The organism is Candidatus Pantoea rara, from assembly GCF_051136265.1.
In the GTDB taxonomy this organism is placed as follows: domain Bacteria; phylum Pseudomonadota; class Gammaproteobacteria; order Enterobacterales; family Enterobacteriaceae; genus Pantoea; species Pantoea rara.
Genome location: NZ_CP194942.1, coordinates 463638 through 481390 on the forward strand (window position 1 = coordinate 463638; position 17753 = coordinate 481390).

General features: G+C 52.9%; 14 protein-coding genes, 2 tRNA genes and 4 rRNA genes. 12 read left to right on the plus strand and 8 right to left on the minus strand.

Features of this window, described 5'->3' with window-relative positions; genetic code table 11:
* Positions 1-13: 13 nt before the first annotated feature.
* Genes rsmB through def form a run of 3 tightly spaced genes read right to left on the minus strand, consistent with a single transcriptional unit; the run spans position 14 to position 2842 of the window.
* The gene (gene rsmB / locus ACR8BF_RS02245; protein ID WP_314985282.1) at positions 14-1315 is read right to left on the minus strand and encodes a 16S rRNA (cytosine(967)-C(5))-methyltransferase RsmB; all 1302 of its coding nucleotides are present in this window, start codon (positions 1313-1315) and stop codon (positions 14-16) included.
* A gap of 49 nt (positions 1316-1364) precedes the next feature.
* Positions 1365-2309: a methionyl-tRNA formyltransferase gene (gene fmt, locus ACR8BF_RS02250; protein WP_434745495.1), complete on the minus strand. Its 945-nt coding sequence runs from the start codon at positions 2307-2309 to the stop codon at positions 1365-1367.
* Between the two features lie 20 nt (positions 2310-2329).
* Positions 2330-2842, minus strand: a complete 513-nt coding sequence (gene def, locus ACR8BF_RS02255) for a peptide deformylase (RefSeq protein ID WP_013359230.1) — start codon at positions 2840-2842, stop codon at positions 2330-2332.
* Positions 2843-2957: 115 nt separating this feature from the next.
* Between def and dprA the strand changes: the two genes are divergently transcribed.
* From dprA to ACR8BF_RS02285, 6 genes are read left to right on the plus strand one after another with little or no spacing between them, the layout of a single operon-like run.
* Positions 2958-4082: a DNA-protecting protein DprA gene (gene dprA, locus ACR8BF_RS02260; protein WP_434745496.1), complete on the plus strand. Its 1125-nt coding sequence runs from the start codon at positions 2958-2960 to the stop codon at positions 4080-4082.
* Positions 4054-4527 carry a DUF494 family protein Smg gene (smg, locus tag ACR8BF_RS02265; protein ID WP_033784131.1) on the plus strand — a complete coding sequence of 158 codons (474 nt, stop codon included), beginning with the start codon at positions 4054-4056 and terminating at the stop codon, positions 4525-4527. Before dprA ends, smg begins: the two co-directional genes overlap by 29 nt.
* 24 nt (positions 4528-4551) lie before the next feature.
* Entirely contained in the window at positions 4552-5100 is a 549-nt protein-coding gene (locus ACR8BF_RS02270; RefSeq protein ID WP_434745497.1) for a DNA topoisomerase family protein, read from the plus strand.
* Positions 5101-5103: 3 nt separating this feature from the next.
* Positions 5104-5676 carry an L-threonylcarbamoyladenylate synthase type 1 TsaC gene (gene tsaC, locus ACR8BF_RS02275; protein WP_434745498.1) on the plus strand — a complete coding sequence of 191 codons (573 nt, stop codon included), beginning with the start codon at positions 5104-5106 and terminating at the stop codon, positions 5674-5676.
* 3 nt (positions 5677-5679) lie between these two features.
* Positions 5680-6498 (plus strand): shikimate dehydrogenase, encoded by an 819-nt coding sequence (gene aroE / locus ACR8BF_RS02280; protein ID WP_179898888.1) that lies wholly within the window; start codon positions 5680-5682, stop codon positions 6496-6498.
* Entirely contained in the window at positions 6495-6752 is a 258-nt protein-coding gene (locus tag ACR8BF_RS02285) for a DUF1488 domain-containing protein (protein WP_434745499.1), read from the plus strand. Before aroE ends, ACR8BF_RS02285 begins: the two co-directional genes overlap by 4 nt.
* Here ACR8BF_RS02285 and ACR8BF_RS02290 read toward each other — a convergent pair.
* Positions 6719-7273, minus strand: a complete 555-nt coding sequence (locus ACR8BF_RS02290) for a gamma carbonic anhydrase family protein (protein ID WP_179898895.1) — start codon at positions 7271-7273, stop codon at positions 6719-6721. The two genes, ACR8BF_RS02285 and ACR8BF_RS02290, sit on opposite strands and share 34 nt — an antisense overlap.
* A 489-nt stretch (positions 7274-7762) precedes the next feature.
* Between ACR8BF_RS02290 and ACR8BF_RS02295 the strand changes: the two genes are divergently transcribed.
* The 6 genes from ACR8BF_RS02295 (at position 7763) to rrf (ACR8BF_RS02320) (ending at position 13057) form a co-directional block, all read left to right on the plus strand.
* A 16S ribosomal RNA gene (locus ACR8BF_RS02295) occupies positions 7763-9305 on the plus strand.
* A gap of 88 nt (positions 9306-9393) precedes the next feature.
* Positions 9394-9468 (plus strand) — tRNA-Glu (locus ACR8BF_RS02300).
* A gap of 231 nt (positions 9469-9699) precedes the next feature.
* Positions 9700-12607, plus strand: a 23S ribosomal RNA gene (locus ACR8BF_RS02305).
* Positions 12608-12701: 94 nt separating this feature from the next.
* A 5S ribosomal RNA gene (gene rrf / locus ACR8BF_RS02310) occupies positions 12702-12817 on the plus strand.
* A gap of 14 nt (positions 12818-12831) precedes the next feature.
* Positions 12832-12907 (plus strand) — tRNA-Thr (locus ACR8BF_RS02315).
* 34 nt (positions 12908-12941) lie between these two features.
* Positions 12942-13057 (plus strand): 5S ribosomal RNA (gene rrf / locus ACR8BF_RS02320).
* The 16S, 23S and 5S rRNA genes sit together here with 2 tRNA genes alongside, the layout of an rRNA operon.
* 203 nt (positions 13058-13260) lie before the next feature.
* Here the strand turns inward: rrf (ACR8BF_RS02320) and ACR8BF_RS02325 are convergent.
* From ACR8BF_RS02325 to ACR8BF_RS02340, 4 genes are all read right to left on the minus strand, one after another.
* Positions 13261-14022 carry an amino acid ABC transporter ATP-binding protein gene (locus tag ACR8BF_RS02325; RefSeq protein ID WP_090966293.1) on the minus strand — a complete coding sequence of 254 codons (762 nt, stop codon included), beginning with the start codon at positions 14020-14022 and terminating at the stop codon, positions 13261-13263.
* Between the two features lie 8 nt (positions 14023-14030).
* On the minus strand, positions 14031-15131 hold the full coding sequence (locus ACR8BF_RS02330; protein ID WP_179898688.1) for an amino acid ABC transporter permease: 1101 nt from the start codon (positions 15129-15131) through the stop codon (positions 14031-14033).
* 15 nt (positions 15132-15146) lie between these two features.
* Complete coding sequence (locus ACR8BF_RS02335) at positions 15147-16325, minus strand: amino acid ABC transporter permease (RefSeq protein WP_434745500.1); 1179 nt, start codon at positions 16323-16325, stop codon at positions 15147-15149.
* A 67-nt stretch (positions 16326-16392) separates the two neighbouring features.
* Complete coding sequence (locus ACR8BF_RS02340; RefSeq protein ID WP_434745501.1) at positions 16393-17418, minus strand: amino acid ABC transporter substrate-binding protein; 1026 nt, start codon at positions 17416-17418, stop codon at positions 16393-16395.
* Positions 17419-17753: the final 335 nt, after the last annotated feature.

Consider the following 17753-nt stretch of genomic DNA (forward strand, 5'->3'; position numbering starts at 1 on the left):
ATCAATACTCATCTCAGTTTTTACCCGATATCTTTATCAGCTTAGCGTAGAAGAAACCATCTCCGCCTTCGGCCTGTGGGAATACCTGCAAGCCGTTCAACGGCGCACCTCTGAGGGATTCTGCCTGTGCATCATGCTGGCGCTGCAGGAAAGCATCTATCTGCTGGTAATTCTCTTCAGGCAGGATGGAACAGGTAGCATAAATCAGCGTACCGCCAGGTTTCAGGTGCGGCCAGACAGCGTCGAGAATTTCACTCTGAAGCTTTGCCAGCTCGGCGATATCACGATCGCGACGCAGCCACTTAATGTCGGGATGGCGTCGGATAACACCAGTAGCAGAGCAGGGGGCATCCAGCAGAATTCGGTCAAACTGACGATCCCCGCACCACTGCTGCGGCGTCCGTCCATCACCCTGTTTAACATTGGCTTTCATGCCCAGTCGCTGCAGATTTTCCTCAACGCGTTTCAGGCGCTGTGCATCTACGTCGACGGCCATCACTTCTGCTTCCGGCGCAATTTCGAGAATATGGGTCGTTTTACCGCCGGGTGCAGCACATAGATCCAGAATCTGTTCGCCATTTTGGGGTTCAAGCAGCAAAGCACAGCGCTGAGCGGACAAGTCCTGCACGGTCACCCAACCCAGATCGAAGCCAGGTAACTGACTGACCGGGGCAGGGGCGTCAAGCCGCAGCGCATCCAGCACATCGTCAGCAGCCTGTGCATTCCTGCCACTTTCGACCAGCATAGCCAGCCATGCGTCACGCTCGTGGTGCTGGCGGTTAACCCGCAGCCACATCGGCGGACGAAGATTATTGGCTTCGACAATCTGCTGCCATTGTTCCGGCCAGGCATGCTGCAACCGCTTTAGAAGCCATCCCGGATGCAGATACCGCTGAGGGCCATCCTGAATGCTGGCGAGCAACTCTTCACGCTGGCGCTGAAACTGGCGTAACACACCATTCAACAAGCCTTTCAGGCTGGTGCGCTTCAGGACTTCGGCGCCCGCGACGGTTTCTGCCAGGGCGGCATGAGCAGGCACGCGGGTATATTCCAGCTGGTAAAGCCCGACCATGATGAGGTAATGCAAAACCCGCTGTTTGCCGGTAAGTGGACGCTCCATCAGTTTGCCGATTAGCGCTTCCAGCTGCGGTAATGTGCGTAACACGCCAAAACAGATCTCCTGCACTAACGCGCTATCTTTGTCAGAGAGTTTTTTCTGGGCGGCAGGAAGTGCCGTATTCAGGGATTCGCCCTTGTCGACAACGCGCTCAATAAGTTGAGCGGAGAGGCTACGCAGGTTGATTGATTTAGTCATAAGGTTTTGTCATTAAACAAAAGGCCCGGTGTGTGACCGGGCCTGAGAGTCAATCCAGAAGGGTTCCAGGTTCAAACCATTCCCGGCGCGAGTTGAGAAGATCCTGAGCCGACATCGGTTTTTTACCGGCGGGTTGTAACTGAAGCAGATTAAGCACGCCCTGAGCGGTCGCTACCTGAATGCCATGTTTATCCGCACTGATAATTTCTCCCGGCGAACGATCTCTGTGGGGCACAACGCTTGCCTGCCAGACTTTAACGGGTTGATCGTCGATAGTGAAAAAGCTCATCGGCCACGGATTAAACGCGCGAATACAACGTTCAAGTTGTTCTGCTGAGAGTGTCCAGTCAAGACGCGCCTCTTCTTTACTGAGTTTCTCTGCATAGTTGGCCAGCGTCTCATCCTGTTTTTCAGGCGAAGCCTGTTGCGTGCTCAGTAAGGTCAGCGTATCCAGCAGCCCCTGTGGTCCAAGCTGTGCCAGCTTGGCATAGAGTGTTGCACTGGTATCTTGGGCAGTAATCGGGCAGGCCAGTTTATGCAGCATATCGCCGGTATCCAGTCCCACATCCATCTGCATGATCGTCACGCCAGTTTCGCTGTCGCCAGCCCAGAGCGCACGTTGAATCGGTGCAGCTCCACGCCAGCGAGGCAGCAGCGATCCGTGAACGTTGATACAGCCCAGACGGGGCATATCAAGCACTGCTTTAGGCAGAATCAATCCATAGGCGACAACAACCATCACATCGGCGTTCAGGTCAGCAACCAACTGCTGATTTTCTTCCGGCCGCAGTGACTTAGGCTGATAAACCGGAATGTCATGTGCCAGCGCCAGCGTTTTGACCGGGCCCGGGGTTAATTTGTTACCGCGACCAGCAGGACGGTCGGGTTGGGTGAATACGCCGATAACCTGATGTTCAGAAGCAAGCAGCGCGTCAAGATGACGCGCTGCAAAGTCAGGTGTGCCGGCAAAGATGATTTTTAGCGGGGCAGACACGTTTATCCCTTCTTAAGATCTCAGGAAGCCTGCGCGTTCTGACGCGCCAGTTTCTCTAACTTAGTTTTGATTCGTTGCCGTTTCAGAGGCGACAGATAATCGATAAACAGTTTGCCTTCCAGATGATCGATCTCATGCTGGATACAGATAGCCAGTAACTCGCTGGCTTCCAGCTCGAAACTTTTACCGTCGCGATCAAGTGCGCGAACCTTTACCCGCTCCGCACGCGGAACAAATGCGCGCTGTTCCGGAATCGAGAGGCAACCCTCTTCAATACCGGTTTCGCCGCTTTTTTCCAGCAGCTCAGGGTTAATCAGTACTAAACGCTCTTCACGACTTTCAGAGACATCTATCACGATAATGCGCTGATGAATATCGACCTGCGTAGCCGCAAGCCCGATACCTTCTTCGGCGTACATGGTCTCGAACATATCATCAACGATACGCTGAATGTCTGCGTTAACTTCTTTAACGGGCGCGGCGACTTTGCGAAGACGCTCGTCAGGGAAATGTAATACCTGCAAAACTGACATAAATATCCAGATCTGTATTCGGTTAAGAAAAGATTACTGCCTCATATTGTAGACTTTTCGAGGCCTGATTGACAGCATTGTGCGGCAGGAAGCAAGGGCGATCAGGGAGCCGGAGATGGACAAAATAGCGCAGTATGTGCGGCTGGCAGCCGTCACTGGAATGACAGGCAAACGTTGGGTTGAAGTGGCGCAGCAGATGAGTGCTGAAGTGGCGGATAGTGACCAGCTTTTCCAGCTTGGGTTAGATGCCAGTCAGCGCCAGCAATATTTTGATTTTGATGAGAAGACGCTCTCTGAAGTTTATGCCTGGCTGGGGAAGCGTCCTGCACATCATCTGGTCACTGCTTTGGACGCAGCCTATCCTGTCCGACTTAAAGAGACGAGTCGCTTTCCGCCGCTACTCTATATTAATGGCGATCCTGAAGTGATTAGTACATCCCAGTTAGCGGTGGTAGGCAGCCGGAACTGTTCCCACAATGGTCGTTACTGGTGCGACTGGTTTACCCAGCAATTAAGCCTTAGCGGTCTGACCATTACCAGTGGACTGGCCCGGGGTATTGATGGCGTTGCGCATCAGGCAGCACTCAACGTGAAGGGTAGAACGGTAGCGGTGTTAGGCAGTGGATTACAACGGCTCTATCCAAAAAATCATGCCCAGCTTGCCGAAGCGATCGCAGAGCAGGGTGGTGCGGTTATTTCTGAGTTTCCGCTGATGACCCAGCCGCATCCGCTTAATTTTCCACGCCGCAATCGTATTATCAGCGGCCTGAGTCATGGGGTGCTGGTGGTCGAAGCCTCACTAAAGAGTGGTTCACTGGTGACGGCACGCTATGCGCTGGAACAAAACCGCAATGTTTACGCCTTACCTGGCGCACTCGGCAACCCGTTAAGCGAAGGCGTAAACTGGCTGATTCAGCAGGGGGCGCTGCTGGTGGCCCATCCCAATAACATCGTCGAAGATTTGGCAAGTGCGCTTAACTGGCGGCCAGCGACCCAGGTCAACGAAATTTATTCTGAGGTGAGTGACGATGCTCCATTGCCATTTGCTGATGTGTTGGCTAACGTAGGTGATGATGTTACACCTGTTGACGTTGTCGCTGAACGTGCCGGCCAATCTGTGCCAGTTATCTCAGCTCAGTTGCTGGAACTGGAGTTAGCAGGATGGATCGCAGCTGTACCCGGCGGCTATGTCCGATTGAGGAGGGCATGCCATGTTCGACGTACTGATGTATTTGTTTGAGACATATATCCACAACGAAGCAGAAATGGGTGTTGATCAGGACAGATTGACAGACGACCTGACGGATGCCGGGTTCCATCGTGAAGATGTTTACAGTGCGCTGAACTGGTTAGAAAGACTGGCTGACTATCAGGAAGGACTGGTAGCGCCAATTTTACTGACAAATGATCCGCTCTCCATGCGTATTTATACTGATGAAGAGAGCAAACGTTTAGATGCTGACAGCCGTGGTTTCCTGCTGTTCCTGGAGCAGATTCAGGTGCTGAACCTGGAAACCCGTGAAATGGTCATTGAACGTATCATGGCGCTGGATACCTCTGAGTTTGACCTGGAGGATCTCAAATGGGTGGTGCTGATGGTGTTGTTCAACATCCCGGGATGTGAAAATGCCTATCAGCAAATGGAAGAACTGCTATTCGACGCCAATGAAGGTATGCTGCATTAAATTTTCATTCATGCATTGATCGCTATGAGTAAAGCTGCACTCTTCACCGTGCGTAAACAGGACCCCTGCCCCGCTTGCGGGGCAGAACTGGTTATTCGTTCCGGTAAACACGGTCCTTTTCTGGGCTGCGCGAACTACCCGGCGTGCGACTACGTTCGACCATTAAAAGGTCAGGCGGATGGCCATGTGGTCAAAGTGCTGGAAGGTCATGCCTGCCCTGAATGCGGGGCGGATAAAGTATTGCGGCAGGGACGTTTTGGCATGTTCATTGGATGTAGCCTCTATCCGGAATGCGGATACACGGAAACCATCGACAAACCTGATGAAACCTCGCTGGCCTGTCCACAGTGCCATGAAGGCCGCTTAGTACAGCGGCGTTCCCGTTATGGCAAAACGTTTCACTCCTGCGATCACTATCCAGCCTGCCAGTTTGTCGTGAACCTGACGCCCGTTGCCGGAACCTGTCCTTATTGTAACTATCCACTGTTAGTGGAAAAAAAGACCGCGCAGGGCGTGAAGCGCTTTTGTGCCAGTAAGAGTTGTGGCAAAGCCATCGCTGAAGAGAATTCATAGACCATGGAAATTCAACACATCGCCGATTCACTTGAGACCTGCTTAGGGCATCTGAATCGTCAGGCGGTCATCGCCTATCCTACTGAAGCCGTATTTGGGCTGGGGTGTGACCCTGACAGTGAATCTGCCGTCATGGCCTTGCTAACGCTGAAACAGCGTCCGGTAGAAAAGGGACTCATCCTGATTGCGGCTGATTACACCCAGCTTGAGCCTTACATCTCTGCACGCGAACTTTCGGTGACTCAGCGTGAGCGGATGTTTTCCTCCTGGCCAGGCCCGGTGAGCTTTGTCGTTCCCGCTCCACCGCAAACGCCTCGCTGGCTGACCGGACAATTTGATTCACTGGCAATTCGCGTCAGTGACCATCCTGATGTACAGGCCCTTTGCCGCGCATTCGGTAAACCACTGGTTTCAACCAGTGCAAATCTGACTGGCCTGCCTCCATGCCGCACGGCTGAAGAAGTGAAACAGCAGTTTGGCGAGCATTTCCCGGTTCTGTCGGGAAAAACGGGCGGACGACTCAATCCTTCTGAAATCCGCGATGTTATCAGCGGCGAACTTATACGTCAGGGTTAATTCATGGATCAATTCGCCGTTTTCGGTAATCCTATCAGCCACAGTAAATCTCCGCTTATCCATCAGGCTTTTGCTGAGCAGACGGGTATTGAACATCGTTATGGCCGCATTTGTGCACCGGTTGATGGTTTTCCCCAGGCGCTCTCTGCCTTTTTCGACCATGGAGGTCGTGGTGCCAACGTGACGTTGCCTTTCAAACAGCAGGCATGGGAATTTGCCGATCAGCTGAGTGAAAGAGCTGCACTATCCGGCGCGGTTAACACAGTAAAGAGGCTCAGTGATGGGCAGATCCTGGGTGATAACACGGATGGGATTGGCCTGTTAAGCGATCTTGAACGGCTGAAGATGATCAACGCTGGCGATAATGTATTGCTGGTAGGAGCGGGCGGTGCCGCACGCGGTGTCATCCTGCCACTGCTTTCAGCAGGCGTGACGCTTACGGTGGTCAATCGTACGGCTGCGCGGGCAGAAGAGCTTGCGACTCTGTTTGGAGAGAGCGGTCCTATCCGTGCATGTAGTTTTGAGCAGCTGGCGGATCAAAACTTTGATCTGATCATCAATGCCACTTCAAGCGGTATTAATGGAGAAACGCCTCATTTATCTGCGGAAGTCATCCATCCGGATGTGTGCTGTTACGACATGTTTTACCAAAGCGGGCTGACGCCTTTCCTGCTCTGGTGTCAGGCGCAGGGTACACATCATCTTGCAGATGGACTGGGAATGCTGGTGGGTCAGGCTGCGCACGCCTTCTATATATGGCACGGTGTAATGCCGGAAATTGCCCCTGTTATTGCTCAGCTCAAGCAGGCCATGCAGCCATGAATCAGGCGATACAGTTTCCGGATGAGGAAACGTATGACGCTAAACTGAACGCAGTCTGTTTTCCGGTACTGGTTAACGGCATGCGGCTTAACTGTGCGATCAGTATGGAGTCGCTGGCTTCACGCTTTGGTGAAGGAGAGGCGATGGCGCTGTTTCAGCACCATCGCTGGGATCTGGAAGATGAGGCCGAAGCGGCTATTCGTCAGGATGATGTGGATACTCAGGGCTGGATCTGGTTATCTCCAGCCAGATAATCATCTTTCCAGCTGACATAGTTATTAGCGGAATAGAGTAAACCTTCCTTCTCACTGTCATTCAGCGGTCTGATCTGCTTCACCGGACTACCCAGATAGAGATAACCGCTCTCCAGCCTTTTACCTGGCGGTACCAGACTTCCGGCACCAATCATGACCTCTTCTTCTACGATTACACCATCAAGCAGAATCGATCCCATTCCGACCAGCACGCGATCGCCAATGGTGCAACCGTGCAGCATCGCTTTATGTCCGATCGTGACGTCCTCGCCAATAATAAGAGGGAAGCCTTGTGGATTGGAGGCAGATTTGTGCGTAACGTGCAGCACACTGCCGTCCTGTACATTGGTGCGGGCACCAATCCGGACCTGATTCACGTCACCCCTGATCGCAACCAGCGGCCAGATGCTCACGTCATCCTCCATAATTACATCACCAACAATAACACTGCCTGGATCAACCATAACGCGCTGACCAGTTTGCGGGAAAAGATCTTTATATGGACGTAGGGCGGAAGTCATCATGTTCTCCTTTGTTCTGTTTTCACTGCAGACTGATGCGATTATAGCCAGCTGACAAGGCAATTTTGACCCGGATCGGTGGCGATCTCATCAATCTGGATCATTTATAACCGTTCAGATAAAAGATCCCAAAAAAGGGTTGTGCTCTGAAGCGGGATCCCTATAATGCGCCTCCATCAACACGGAACACCGGCAACGGGAAACGGGCTGAGAGGCACAGGAGACTGGGCCGCCGGAGAAAAACTTCTGAAAAAGAGGTTGACTCTGCAGGAGGAAAGCGTAATATACGCCACCTCGCGACAGGACGCTAACGCACTGTTCGCACTGCTCTTTAACAATTTATCAGACAATCTGTGTGGGCACTCGCAGGATTGATATCAGCGTCTCCGGACGTAAAAAATATCAAGCCTCACGAGTGAACACATAATGAAATTCATTATGACGTTTTACAGATGAGCACAGCTTAACTTGTTTAAGCAAATCAAACTTAAATTGAAGAGTTTGATCATGGCTCAGATTGAACGCTGGCGGCAGGCCTAACACATGCAAGTCGGACGGTAGCACAGAGGAGCTTGCTCCTTGGGTGACGAGTGGCGGACGGGTGAGTAATGTCTGGGGATCTGCCCGATAGAGGGGGATAACCACTGGAAACGGTGGCTAATACCGCATAACGTCGCAAGACCAAAGAGGGGGACCTTCGGGCCTCTCACTATCGGATGAACCCAGATGGGATTAGCTAGTAGGCGGGGTAATGGCCCACCTAGGCGACGATCCCTAGCTGGTCTGAGAGGATGACCAGCCACACTGGAACTGAGACACGGTCCAGACTCCTACGGGAGGCAGCAGTGGGGAATATTGCACAATGGGCGCAAGCCTGATGCAGCCATGCCGCGTGTATGAAGAAGGCCTTCGGGTTGTAAAGTACTTTCAGCGGGGAGGAAGGCGATGCGGTTAATAACCGCGTCGATTGACGTTACCCGCAGAAGAAGCACCGGCTAACTCCGTGCCAGCAGCCGCGGTAATACGGAGGGTGCAAGCGTTAATCGGAATTACTGGGCGTAAAGCGCACGCAGGCGGTCTGTTAAGTCAGATGTGAAATCCCCGGGCTTAACCTGGGAACTGCATTTGAAACTGGCAGGCTTGAGTCTTGTAGAGGGGGGTAGAATTCCAGGTGTAGCGGTGAAATGCGTAGAGATCTGGAGGAATACCGGTGGCGAAGGCGGCCCCCTGGACAAAGACTGACGCTCAGGTGCGAAAGCGTGGGGAGCAAACAGGATTAGATACCCTGGTAGTCCACGCCGTAAACGATGTCGACTTGGAGGTTGTTCCCTTGAGGAGTGGCTTCCGGAGCTAACGCGTTAAGTCGACCGCCTGGGGAGTACGGCCGCAAGGTTAAAACTCAAATGAATTGACGGGGGCCCGCACAAGCGGTGGAGCATGTGGTTTAATTCGATGCAACGCGAAGAACCTTACCTACTCTTGACATCCACGGAATTTGGCAGAGATGCCTTAGTGCCTTCGGGAACCGTGAGACAGGTGCTGCATGGCTGTCGTCAGCTCGTGTTGTGAAATGTTGGGTTAAGTCCCGCAACGAGCGCAACCCTTATCCTTTGTTGCCAGCGAGTAATGTCGGGAACTCAAAGGAGACTGCCGGTGATAAACCGGAGGAAGGTGGGGATGACGTCAAGTCATCATGGCCCTTACGAGTAGGGCTACACACGTGCTACAATGGCGCATACAAAGAGAAGCGACCTCGCGAGAGCAAGCGGACCTCACAAAGTGCGTCGTAGTCCGGATCGGAGTCTGCAACTCGACTCCGTGAAGTCGGAATCGCTAGTAATCGTGGATCAGAATGCCACGGTGAATACGTTCCCGGGCCTTGTACACACCGCCCGTCACACCATGGGAGTGGGTTGCAAAAGAAGTAGGTAGCTTAACCTTCGGGAGGGCGCTTACCACTTTGTGATTCATGACTGGGGTGAAGTCGTAACAAGGTAACCGTAGGGGAACCTGCGGTTGGATCACCTCCTTACCTGAAGATACCTTCCCGCGCAGTGTCCACACAGATTGTCTGATAAAAAGTAATGAGCAGGACGGCTGCGAAGTCGTGACACGATCGTGTCCCCTTCGTCTAGCGGTTAGGACTCCGCCCTTTCACGGCGGCAACAGGGGTTCGAATCCCCTAGGGGACGCCACCTGCTTGGTGACAGGTGAAAGGTGTCTCCATACAGTATCTCAAAACCGTTCTGGTTGCGTAAGCAGCCGTGGCGCGTTTGAGATATTTGCTCTTTAACAATCCGGAACAAGCTGAAAATTGAAACGACGCGTCGTTTTCATTCTCCGTAATAAGAATGAAAAGCACGATGCGTTCGAGTCTCTCAAATGCTCGTGACTTACAAGCGTTGTAAAACGCCTGTGGGTTGTGAGGTTAAGCGACTAAGCGTACACGGTGGATGCCCAGGCAGTCAGAGGCGATGAAGGACGTGCTAATCTGCGTAAAGCGACGGTAAGGTGATATGAACCGCTACAGCCGTCGATGTCCGAATGGGGAAACCCGGTGCACTCTGTGCATCATTGCAGCATGAATACATAGTGCTGCAAGGCGAACCGGGGGAACTGAAACATCTAAGTACCCCGAGGAAAAGAAATCAACCGAGATTCCCCCAGTAGCGGCGAGCGAACGGGGAGCAGCCCAGAGCCTGAATCAGCATGTGTGTTAGTGGAAGCGTCTGGAAAGTCGCAGGGTACAGGGTGATACTCCCGTACACAAAAGCACACGTGCTGTGAGCTCGATGAGTAAGGCGGGACACGTGGTATCCTGTCTGAATATGGGGGGACCATCCTCCAAGGCTAAATACTCCTGACTGACCGATAGTGAACCAGTACCGTGAGGGAAAGGCGAAAAGAACCCCGGCGAGGGGAGTGAAACAGAACCTGAAACCGTGTACGTACAAGCAGTGGGAGCCTTCTTTATGGGGGTGACTGCGTACCTTTTGTATAATGGGTCAGCGACTTATATTCTGTAGCAAGGTTAACCGTATAGGGGAGCCGCAGGGAAACCGAGTCTTAACTGGGCGTTAAGTTGCAGGGTATAGACCCGAAACCCGGTGATCTAGCCATGGGCAGGTTGAAGGTTGGGTAACACTAACTGGAGGACCGAACCGACTAATGTTGAAAAATTAGCGGATGACCTGTGGCTGGGGGTGAAAGGCCAATCAAACCGGGAGATAGCTGGTTCTCCCCGAAAGCTATTTAGGTAGCGCCTCGTGAACTCATCTTCGGGGGTAGAGCACTGTTTCGGCTAGGGGGCCATCCCGGCTTACCAACCCGATGCAAACTGCGAATACCGGAGAATGTTATCACGGGAGACACACGGCGGGTGCTAACGTCCGTCGTGAAGAGGGAAACAACCCAGACCGCCAGCTAAGGTCCCAAAGTCATGGTTAAGTGGGAAACGATGTGGGAAGGCACAGACAGCCAGGATGTTGGCTTAGAAGCAGCCATCATTTAAAGAAAGCGTAATAGCTCACTGGTCGAGTCGGCCTGCGCGGAAGATGTAACGGGGCTAAACCATGCACCGAAGCTGCGGCAGCGACACTATGTGTTGTTGGGTAGGGGAGCGTTCTGTAAGCCGTCGAAGGTGGCCTGTGAGGGCTGCTGGAGGTATCAGAAGTGCGAATGCTGACATAAGTAACGATAAAGCGGGTGAAAAGCCCGCTCGCCGGAAGACCAAGGGTTCCTGTTCAACGTTAATCGGAGCAGGGTGAGTCGACCCCTAAGGCGAGGCCGAAAGGCGTAGTCGATGGGAAACAGGTTAATATTCCTGTACTCGGTGTTACTGCGAAGGGGGGACGGAGAAGGCTATATCAGCCGGGCGACGGTTGTCCCGGTTTAAGCGTGTAGGCGGAGGGTCCAGGTAAATCCGGTCCCTTATTAACGCTGAGGCGTGACGACGAGGCACTACGGTGCTGAAGTGATAAATGCCCAGCTTCCAGGAAAAGCCTCTAAGCATCAGGTAACACAGAATCGTACCCCAAACCGACACAGGTGGTCAGGTAGAGAATACCAAGGCGCTTGAGAGAACTCGGGTGAAGGAACTAGGCAAAATGGTGCCGTAACTTCGGGAGAAGGCACGCTGGCGCGTAGGTGGAGGGACCTGCTCCCCGAGCCGAAGCCAGTCGAAGATACCAGCTGGCTGCAACTGTTTATTAAAAACACAGCACTGTGCAAACACGAAAGTGGACGTATACGGTGTGACGCCTGCCCGGTGCCGGAAGGTTAATTGATGGGGTTATCCGCAAGGAGAAGCTCTTGATCGAAGCCCCGGTAAACGGCGGCCGTAACTATAACGGTCCTAAGGTAGCGAAATTCCTTGTCGGGTAAGTTCCGACCTGCACGAATGGCGTAATGATGGCCAGGCTGTCTCCACCCGAGACTCAGTGAAATTGAACTCGCTGTGAAGATGCAGTGTACCCGCGGCAAGACGGAAAGACCCCGTGAACCTTTACTACAGCTTGACACTGAACATTGAGCCTTGATGTGTAGGATAGGTGGGAGGCTTTGAAGCGCGGACGCCAGTTCGCGTGGAGCCAACCTTGAAATACCACCCTTTAATGTTTGATGTTCTAACGTAGGCCCGTTACCCGGGCTGCGGACAGTGTCTGGTGGGTAGTTTGACTGGGGCGGTCTCCTCCTAAAGAGTAACGGAGGAGCACGAAGGTCAGCTAATCACGGTCGGACATCGTGAGGTTAGTGCAATGGCATAAGCTGGCTTGACTGCGAGAGTGACGGCTCGAGCAGGTGCGAAAGCAGGTCATAGTGATCCGGTGGTTCTGAATGGAAGGGCCATCGCTCAACGGATAAAAGGTACTCCGGGGATAACAGGCTGATACCGCCCAAGAGTTCATATCGACGGCGGTGTTTGGCACCTCGATGTCGGCTCATCACATCCTGGGGCTGAAGTAGGTCCCAAGGGTACGGCTGTTCGCCGTTTAAAGTGGTACGCGAGCTGGGTTTAGAACGTCGTGAGACAGTTCGGTCCCTATCTGCCGTGGGCGCTGGAGAATTGAGGGGGGTTGCTCCTAGTACGAGAGGACCGGAGTGAACGCACCACTGGTGTTCGGGTTGTCATGCCAATGGCATTGCCCGGTAGCTAAGTGCGGAAAAGATAAGTGCTGAAAGCATCTAAGCACGAAACTTGCCCCGAGATGAGTTCTCCCTGACTCCTTGAGAGTCCTGAAGGGACGTTGAAGACTACGACGTTGATAGGCCGGGTGTGTAAGCGCAGCGATGCGTTGAGCTAACCGGTACTAATGACCCGTGAGGCTTAACCTTACAACGCCAGAGGCGTTTTTGCAGAGACACGATTTTCAGCCTTGTACCGGATAAATCTGCGCGGCCCCCGGGGCGGCGCGGAAGACAGAATTTGCCTGGCGGCTTTAGCGCGGTGGTCCCACCTGACCCCATGCCGAACTCAGAAGTGAAACGCCGTAGCGCCGATGGTAGTGTGGGGTCTCCCCATGCGAGAGTAGGGAACTGCCAGGCATCAAATTTAGTGCGCTGATATGGCTCAGTTGGTAGAGCGCACCCTTGGTAAGGGTGAGGTCCCCAGTTCGACTCTGGGTATCAGCACCAGTTAAGACACGAGTTCGGTAAATAAAAGAATTTGCCTGGCGGCTGTAGCGCGGTGGTCCCACCTGACCCCATGCCGAACTCAGAAGTGAAACGCCGTAGCGCCGATGGTAGTGTGGGGTCTCCCCATGCGAGAGTAGGGAACTGCCAGGCATCAAATAAGAGAGAGCCCTTCGCGTATGCGAAGGGCTTTTTTCGTTATGGCAATTCGATAATTCGCTATAAAAACCCCCCTCATATCAGCCCGGTTTCCAGTGCATTTATCCGGACGCCGACTTAGTCAGCTGATTGAACCTGGTTTTAAAGCCATAAAAAACCCGGCACCAGGCCGGGTAGTAAGATAGCTGAGTCGATAATCAATGAATAACCTGCGATAAAAACGCCCGGGTACGCTCTGATTTAGGATTCGCAAAGAACTCCTGCGGTGGCGCAACTTCAACGATCTCACCCCGATCCATAAAGATCACCCGGTCAGCCACCGTTCGGGCAAAGCCCATCTCGTGAGTGACGCATAGCATAGTCATCCCATCCTCAGCCAGACCAATCATCGTATCCAGCACCTCTTTAACCATCTCAGGATCCAACGCTGATGTTGGCTCATCAAACAGCATAATTTTAGGCTTCATACAGAGTGAGCGAGCTATGGCGACACGTTGCTGCTGTCCGCCAGAAAGCTGACCTGGAAACTTGTGTGCATGCTCGGCAATACGCACGCGTTCCAGATAGTGCATAGCCAGCTCATCCGCTTCTTTCTTAGGGATCTTCCTCACCCAGGAAGGTGCCAGCGTACAGTTCTGCAATACGGTCAGATGCGGGAAGAGATTGAAGTGCTGGAATACCATGCCGACTTCGGTACGAACGCGTTCAATGTTACGAACGTCATCGTTAAGGTGGATACCGTCAACAACAATACGGCCCTGCTGATGCTCTTCCAGATGGTTGATACAGCGGATCGTCGTCGATTTGCCGGAGCCGGAGGGTCCGCACAACACGATGCGCTCACGGGGTTTAACCTGCAGGTTGATGTCTTTCAGTACGTGGAACTGCCCGTACCATTTATTCACGTTCTCAAGGGAGATCATCAACGCGTCGGAAGAGTGTGTCATAGAGTCAGTCATGTAAAACCTCAGTGCGATGTACGCCCGGTGTGAAAGCGCTTTTCCAGATACTGGCTGTAGCGCGACATGCTAAAACAAAAGATCCAATAGACCAGCGCAGCAAAGACATAACCTTCAGTCGACATACCTAGCCAGGTCGGATCAACCGTTGCCTGCTGGACGCTGCTGAACAGATCGAAAAGACCAATGATGATGACCAGGCTGGTATCTTTGAATAGTGCAATGATGGTGTTAACCAGACCGGGGATGGTAAGTTTCAGCGCCTGCGGCAGGATCACCAGCATCTGCGTCTTCCAGTAGCCCAGCGCCAGAGACTCGGCCGCTTCATACTGACCTTTTGGTAGTGCCTGCAGGCCACCGCGAACCACTTCGGCCACATAGGCGGACTGGAACAGAATAACGCCCACCAGTGCCCGTACCAGTTTGTCGATGCTGGTGCCTTCAGACATAAAGAGCGGCAGCATCACGGATGACATGAACAGCACCGTAATCAGCGGCACGCCACGCCAGAACTCGATAAAGATAATCGACAAGGTGCGCACCACCGGCATACGTGAGCGACGGGCAAGCGCCAGCAAAATACCTAACGGCAGCGCACCGGCAATACCCACCGACGCGATAATCAGCGTCAGCGTTAATCCGCCCCACTGACGTGTTTCGACACGCTCCAGCCCCAGATACCCGCCATATAACAGGAACCAGACAATCACCGGATAGATGACAGCCCAGGCCGCAATGTAGCGTCCACGATACGGGAGGCTCTTCAGGAACATCGGTACAATCGACAGCAGGCCAATCACCAGCGCCAGGTTAATACGCCAGCGCAGCTCATGCGGATAAAGCCCATACATGAACTGGCCGAAACGCGCATGGATAAAGACCCAACAGGCACCCTCTTTGGTGCAATCAGCCCGCGTGGTGCCAATCCAGTTCGCCTGAAAGACCAGCCAGTTCAGCGCGGGCGGAATGACGTGCCAGATTACCCAGATGCAAAACAGCGTCAGTAACGTGTTAAACCAGCTGGAAAACAGATTTTTACGAGCCCAAAGCCAGGCACGACTGACAGGAGTCGTCGGGATGGGGGGTGTTTCATGCGTAGTCACAGACATAGTTATCCCGTTCTCTTAACGCTCAACCAGCGCAATTTTGCGGTTGTAGAAGTTCATAATCATCGATATCACCAGACTGATAATCAGGTAAACACCCATCGTAATTGCAATCGTCTCGATCGCCTGACCGGTCTGATTCAGTACCGACCCGGCAAACAACGACACCATATCGGGATAACCGATTGCGGCGGCCAGTGAGGAGTTCTTCACGATGTTCAGATACTGGCTGGTCAGCGGCGGAATAATGACACGCATGGCCTGAGGAATAATGACCTGACGCAGCGTAACCGGATTAGGCAGACCCAGCGATCGTGCGGCTTCATGCTGACCATACGGCACCGACTGAATCCCTGAACGAATCACTTCAGCGATAAACGATGAGGTATAGATCGACAGTGCCAGCGTCAGTGCCGCCAGCTCCGGAATCATCACCGAGCCGCCACGGAAATTGAACCCATGCAGTTGTGGCACATCCCAGTGCATAGCTGCGCCAAACCCAAGATGCGCCAGTAAAGGAAAAAGAATCAGCATCCCAATGGCAGCGGGCCAGGTGCGACGTAACTCGCCGGTTTTTAACTGGTGCTGTCGGTTAAAGCGGTACAGCCCATAGCTCACTGCCACGACCAGAAACAGGGCGATAACAAACGCCCAGCTGCCCGGTGCATAGGTTGGCCACGGAACATAGAGCCCACGATTGCTGACATAGGCCAGATCGAACGCATTCAGCGCCTGACGTGGGCCGGGCAGATTGCGTAAAACCGCGAAGTACCAGAAGAAGATCTGAAGCAGTGGCGGGATATTACGGAAGGTTTCAATATAGATATTCGACAGTTTCCGCAGCAGCCAGTTGTCAGAAAGGCGGGCAAGACCGACCGCGAACCCGAGAATCGACGCGAAAACAATACAGAGTGCAGAGACCAGCAGCGTGTTGGTTAATCCGACCAGAAACACACGCGCGTAGGTATCTCCCTCTGTGTACTCGATAAGATGCTGAACGATGCCGAAACCAGCAGTACGTTCAAGAAATCCAAATCCCGATGTAATGCCGCGATTGGCAAGGTTGATGATGGTGTTATGCACGAGATAACCCACCACACTAAGCACAGCGACGACGGCTATGAGCTGATAAATCCAGGCGCGAACCGTGGGATTACCAAATGAAAAATCCCTTTTCACGGTTGGGCGTTGTGACATGTCGAAACCTCAATGCGAAAGCTGGGGTAGGGCACCGCAGAATACGGTGCCCGATTGGTGAGGTCTGTTAACGTACCGGTGGTGCGTACTGAATTCCGCCCTGGTTCCACAACGCATTCTGACCACGTGCAATCTTCAGTGCACTGTCTTTTCCGACGTTACGGTCAAAGCTTTCCTGATAGTTACCTACCTGCTTGACGATGTTGAAGGCCCACTTGTTATCCAGCTTCAGATCTTTACCAAAATCACCTTCGGTGCCCAGAAAATGTGCCATATCTGGATTGGTTGGCTTGGCTGTCATCTGGTCAACGTTCTTCGAGTTGATACCCATCTCTTCCGCATTCAGCATGGCGTAGAGTGACCATTTGACGATGGTAAACCAGTCATCATCACCACGACGCACCAGCGGCCCCAGCGGCTCTTTGGAGATCACTTCTGGCAGGACGATAAACTCATCAGGTTTGCCGAGCTTAATGCGCAATGCGTAGAGCTGAGACTGGTCAGACGCCAGCGTATCGCAGCGGCCGCTATCCAGCGCTTTAGCGGATTCATCAGAGCGGTCAAAGGTCACCGGCGTGTATTGCATTTTGTTGGCTTTAAAGAAGTCCGCCACGTTCAGTTCGGTATCGGTACCCGCCTGAATACAGACAGTCGCACCATCCAGCTCTTTCGCACTTTTCAGACCGGCTTTCTGGTGAGTCAGGAAGCCGATACCGTCGTAATAGTTCACGCCCGCAAACAGGAAGCCCATGCCGCCATCGCGCGATGAAGTCCAGGTGGTATTACGTGAAAGTACATCCACTTCGCCTGACTGCAGGGCGGTAAAACGCTCTTTCGCAGTCAGCGGGGTATATTTCACTTTGGTGGCATCGCCAAACACAGCCGCAGCTGTCGCACGACACACATCCACATCGATACCAGTGAACTTGCCGCCAGCATCTGCATAGGAGAAGCCCGGCAAGCCATCACTGATACCACATTGAACAAAACCTTTTTTCTTTATCGCATCCAGTGTGGTACCTGCGTGAGCTTGCTGAGCAATGCCAACCAGCGAGGCGGCGGCGATCAGCGTAGAGAGCATCATCTTTTTCATAAAGCATCCTGTGTGGCGGGATCGTATTGTTATGTTTGCGCACTTTGATGTGCGTTTTTTCCTGTCTGTGGCAGTCAGCCATCCACGACTCTGCAAAGCTGATGCCAGGTTCGCAGAATCCTGAATTCTTATGAAAGAACGGTTAATAATCAGAAGCACTTAGAAAGTTCCGCTAATATGGCGCACCAAAAGGAAGCAAAGCGAGTCGACCCGATCACATTTAGTGCAAATAGTTTCACTATATATAAGCAGTGTGAGCGCTCGCTCAGGCAGAAATGTATGAAGAGATTGCGTTGCTATTTAATGCGCAGAAAGTCACATGCCCAGCAGTGGTG

Excerpts from the sequence above, each read along its gene's own strand:
- rsmB (WP_314985282.1), bottom strand. The coding sequence starts at position 1,315 with ATGACTAAATCAATCAACCTGCGTAGCCTCTCCGCTCAACTTATTGAG.
- def (WP_013359230.1), bottom strand. The coding sequence starts at position 2,842 with ATGTCAGTTTTGCAGGTATTACATTTCCCTGACGAGCGTCTTCGCAAA.
- dprA (WP_434745496.1), top strand. The coding sequence starts at position 2,958 with ATGGACAAAATAGCGCAGTATGTGCGGCTGGCAGCCGTCACTGGAATG.
- smg (WP_033784131.1), top strand. The coding sequence starts at position 4,054 with ATGTTCGACGTACTGATGTATTTGTTTGAGACATATATCCACAACGAA.
- ACR8BF_RS02270 (WP_434745497.1), top strand. The coding sequence starts at position 4,552 with ATGAGTAAAGCTGCACTCTTCACCGTGCGTAAACAGGACCCCTGCCCC.
- tsaC (WP_434745498.1), top strand. The coding sequence starts at position 5,104 with ATGGAAATTCAACACATCGCCGATTCACTTGAGACCTGCTTAGGGCAT.
- aroE (WP_179898888.1), top strand. The coding sequence starts at position 5,680 with ATGGATCAATTCGCCGTTTTCGGTAATCCTATCAGCCACAGTAAATCT.
- ACR8BF_RS02285 (WP_434745499.1), top strand. The coding sequence starts at position 6,495 with ATGAATCAGGCGATACAGTTTCCGGATGAGGAAACGTATGACGCTAAA.
- ACR8BF_RS02290 (WP_179898895.1), bottom strand. The coding sequence starts at position 7,273 with ATGACTTCCGCCCTACGTCCATATAAAGATCTTTTCCCGCAAACTGGT.
- ACR8BF_RS02325 (WP_090966293.1), bottom strand. The coding sequence starts at position 14,022 with ATGACTGACTCTATGACACACTCTTCCGACGCGTTGATGATCTCCCTT.
- ACR8BF_RS02330 (WP_179898688.1), bottom strand. The coding sequence starts at position 15,131 with ATGTCTGTGACTACGCATGAAACACCCCCCATCCCGACGACTCCTGTC.
- ACR8BF_RS02335 (WP_434745500.1), bottom strand. The coding sequence starts at position 16,325 with ATGTCACAACGCCCAACCGTGAAAAGGGATTTTTCATTTGGTAATCCC.
- ACR8BF_RS02340 (WP_434745501.1), bottom strand. The coding sequence starts at position 17,418 with ATGAAAAAGATGATGCTCTCTACGCTGATCGCCGCCGCCTCGCTGGTT.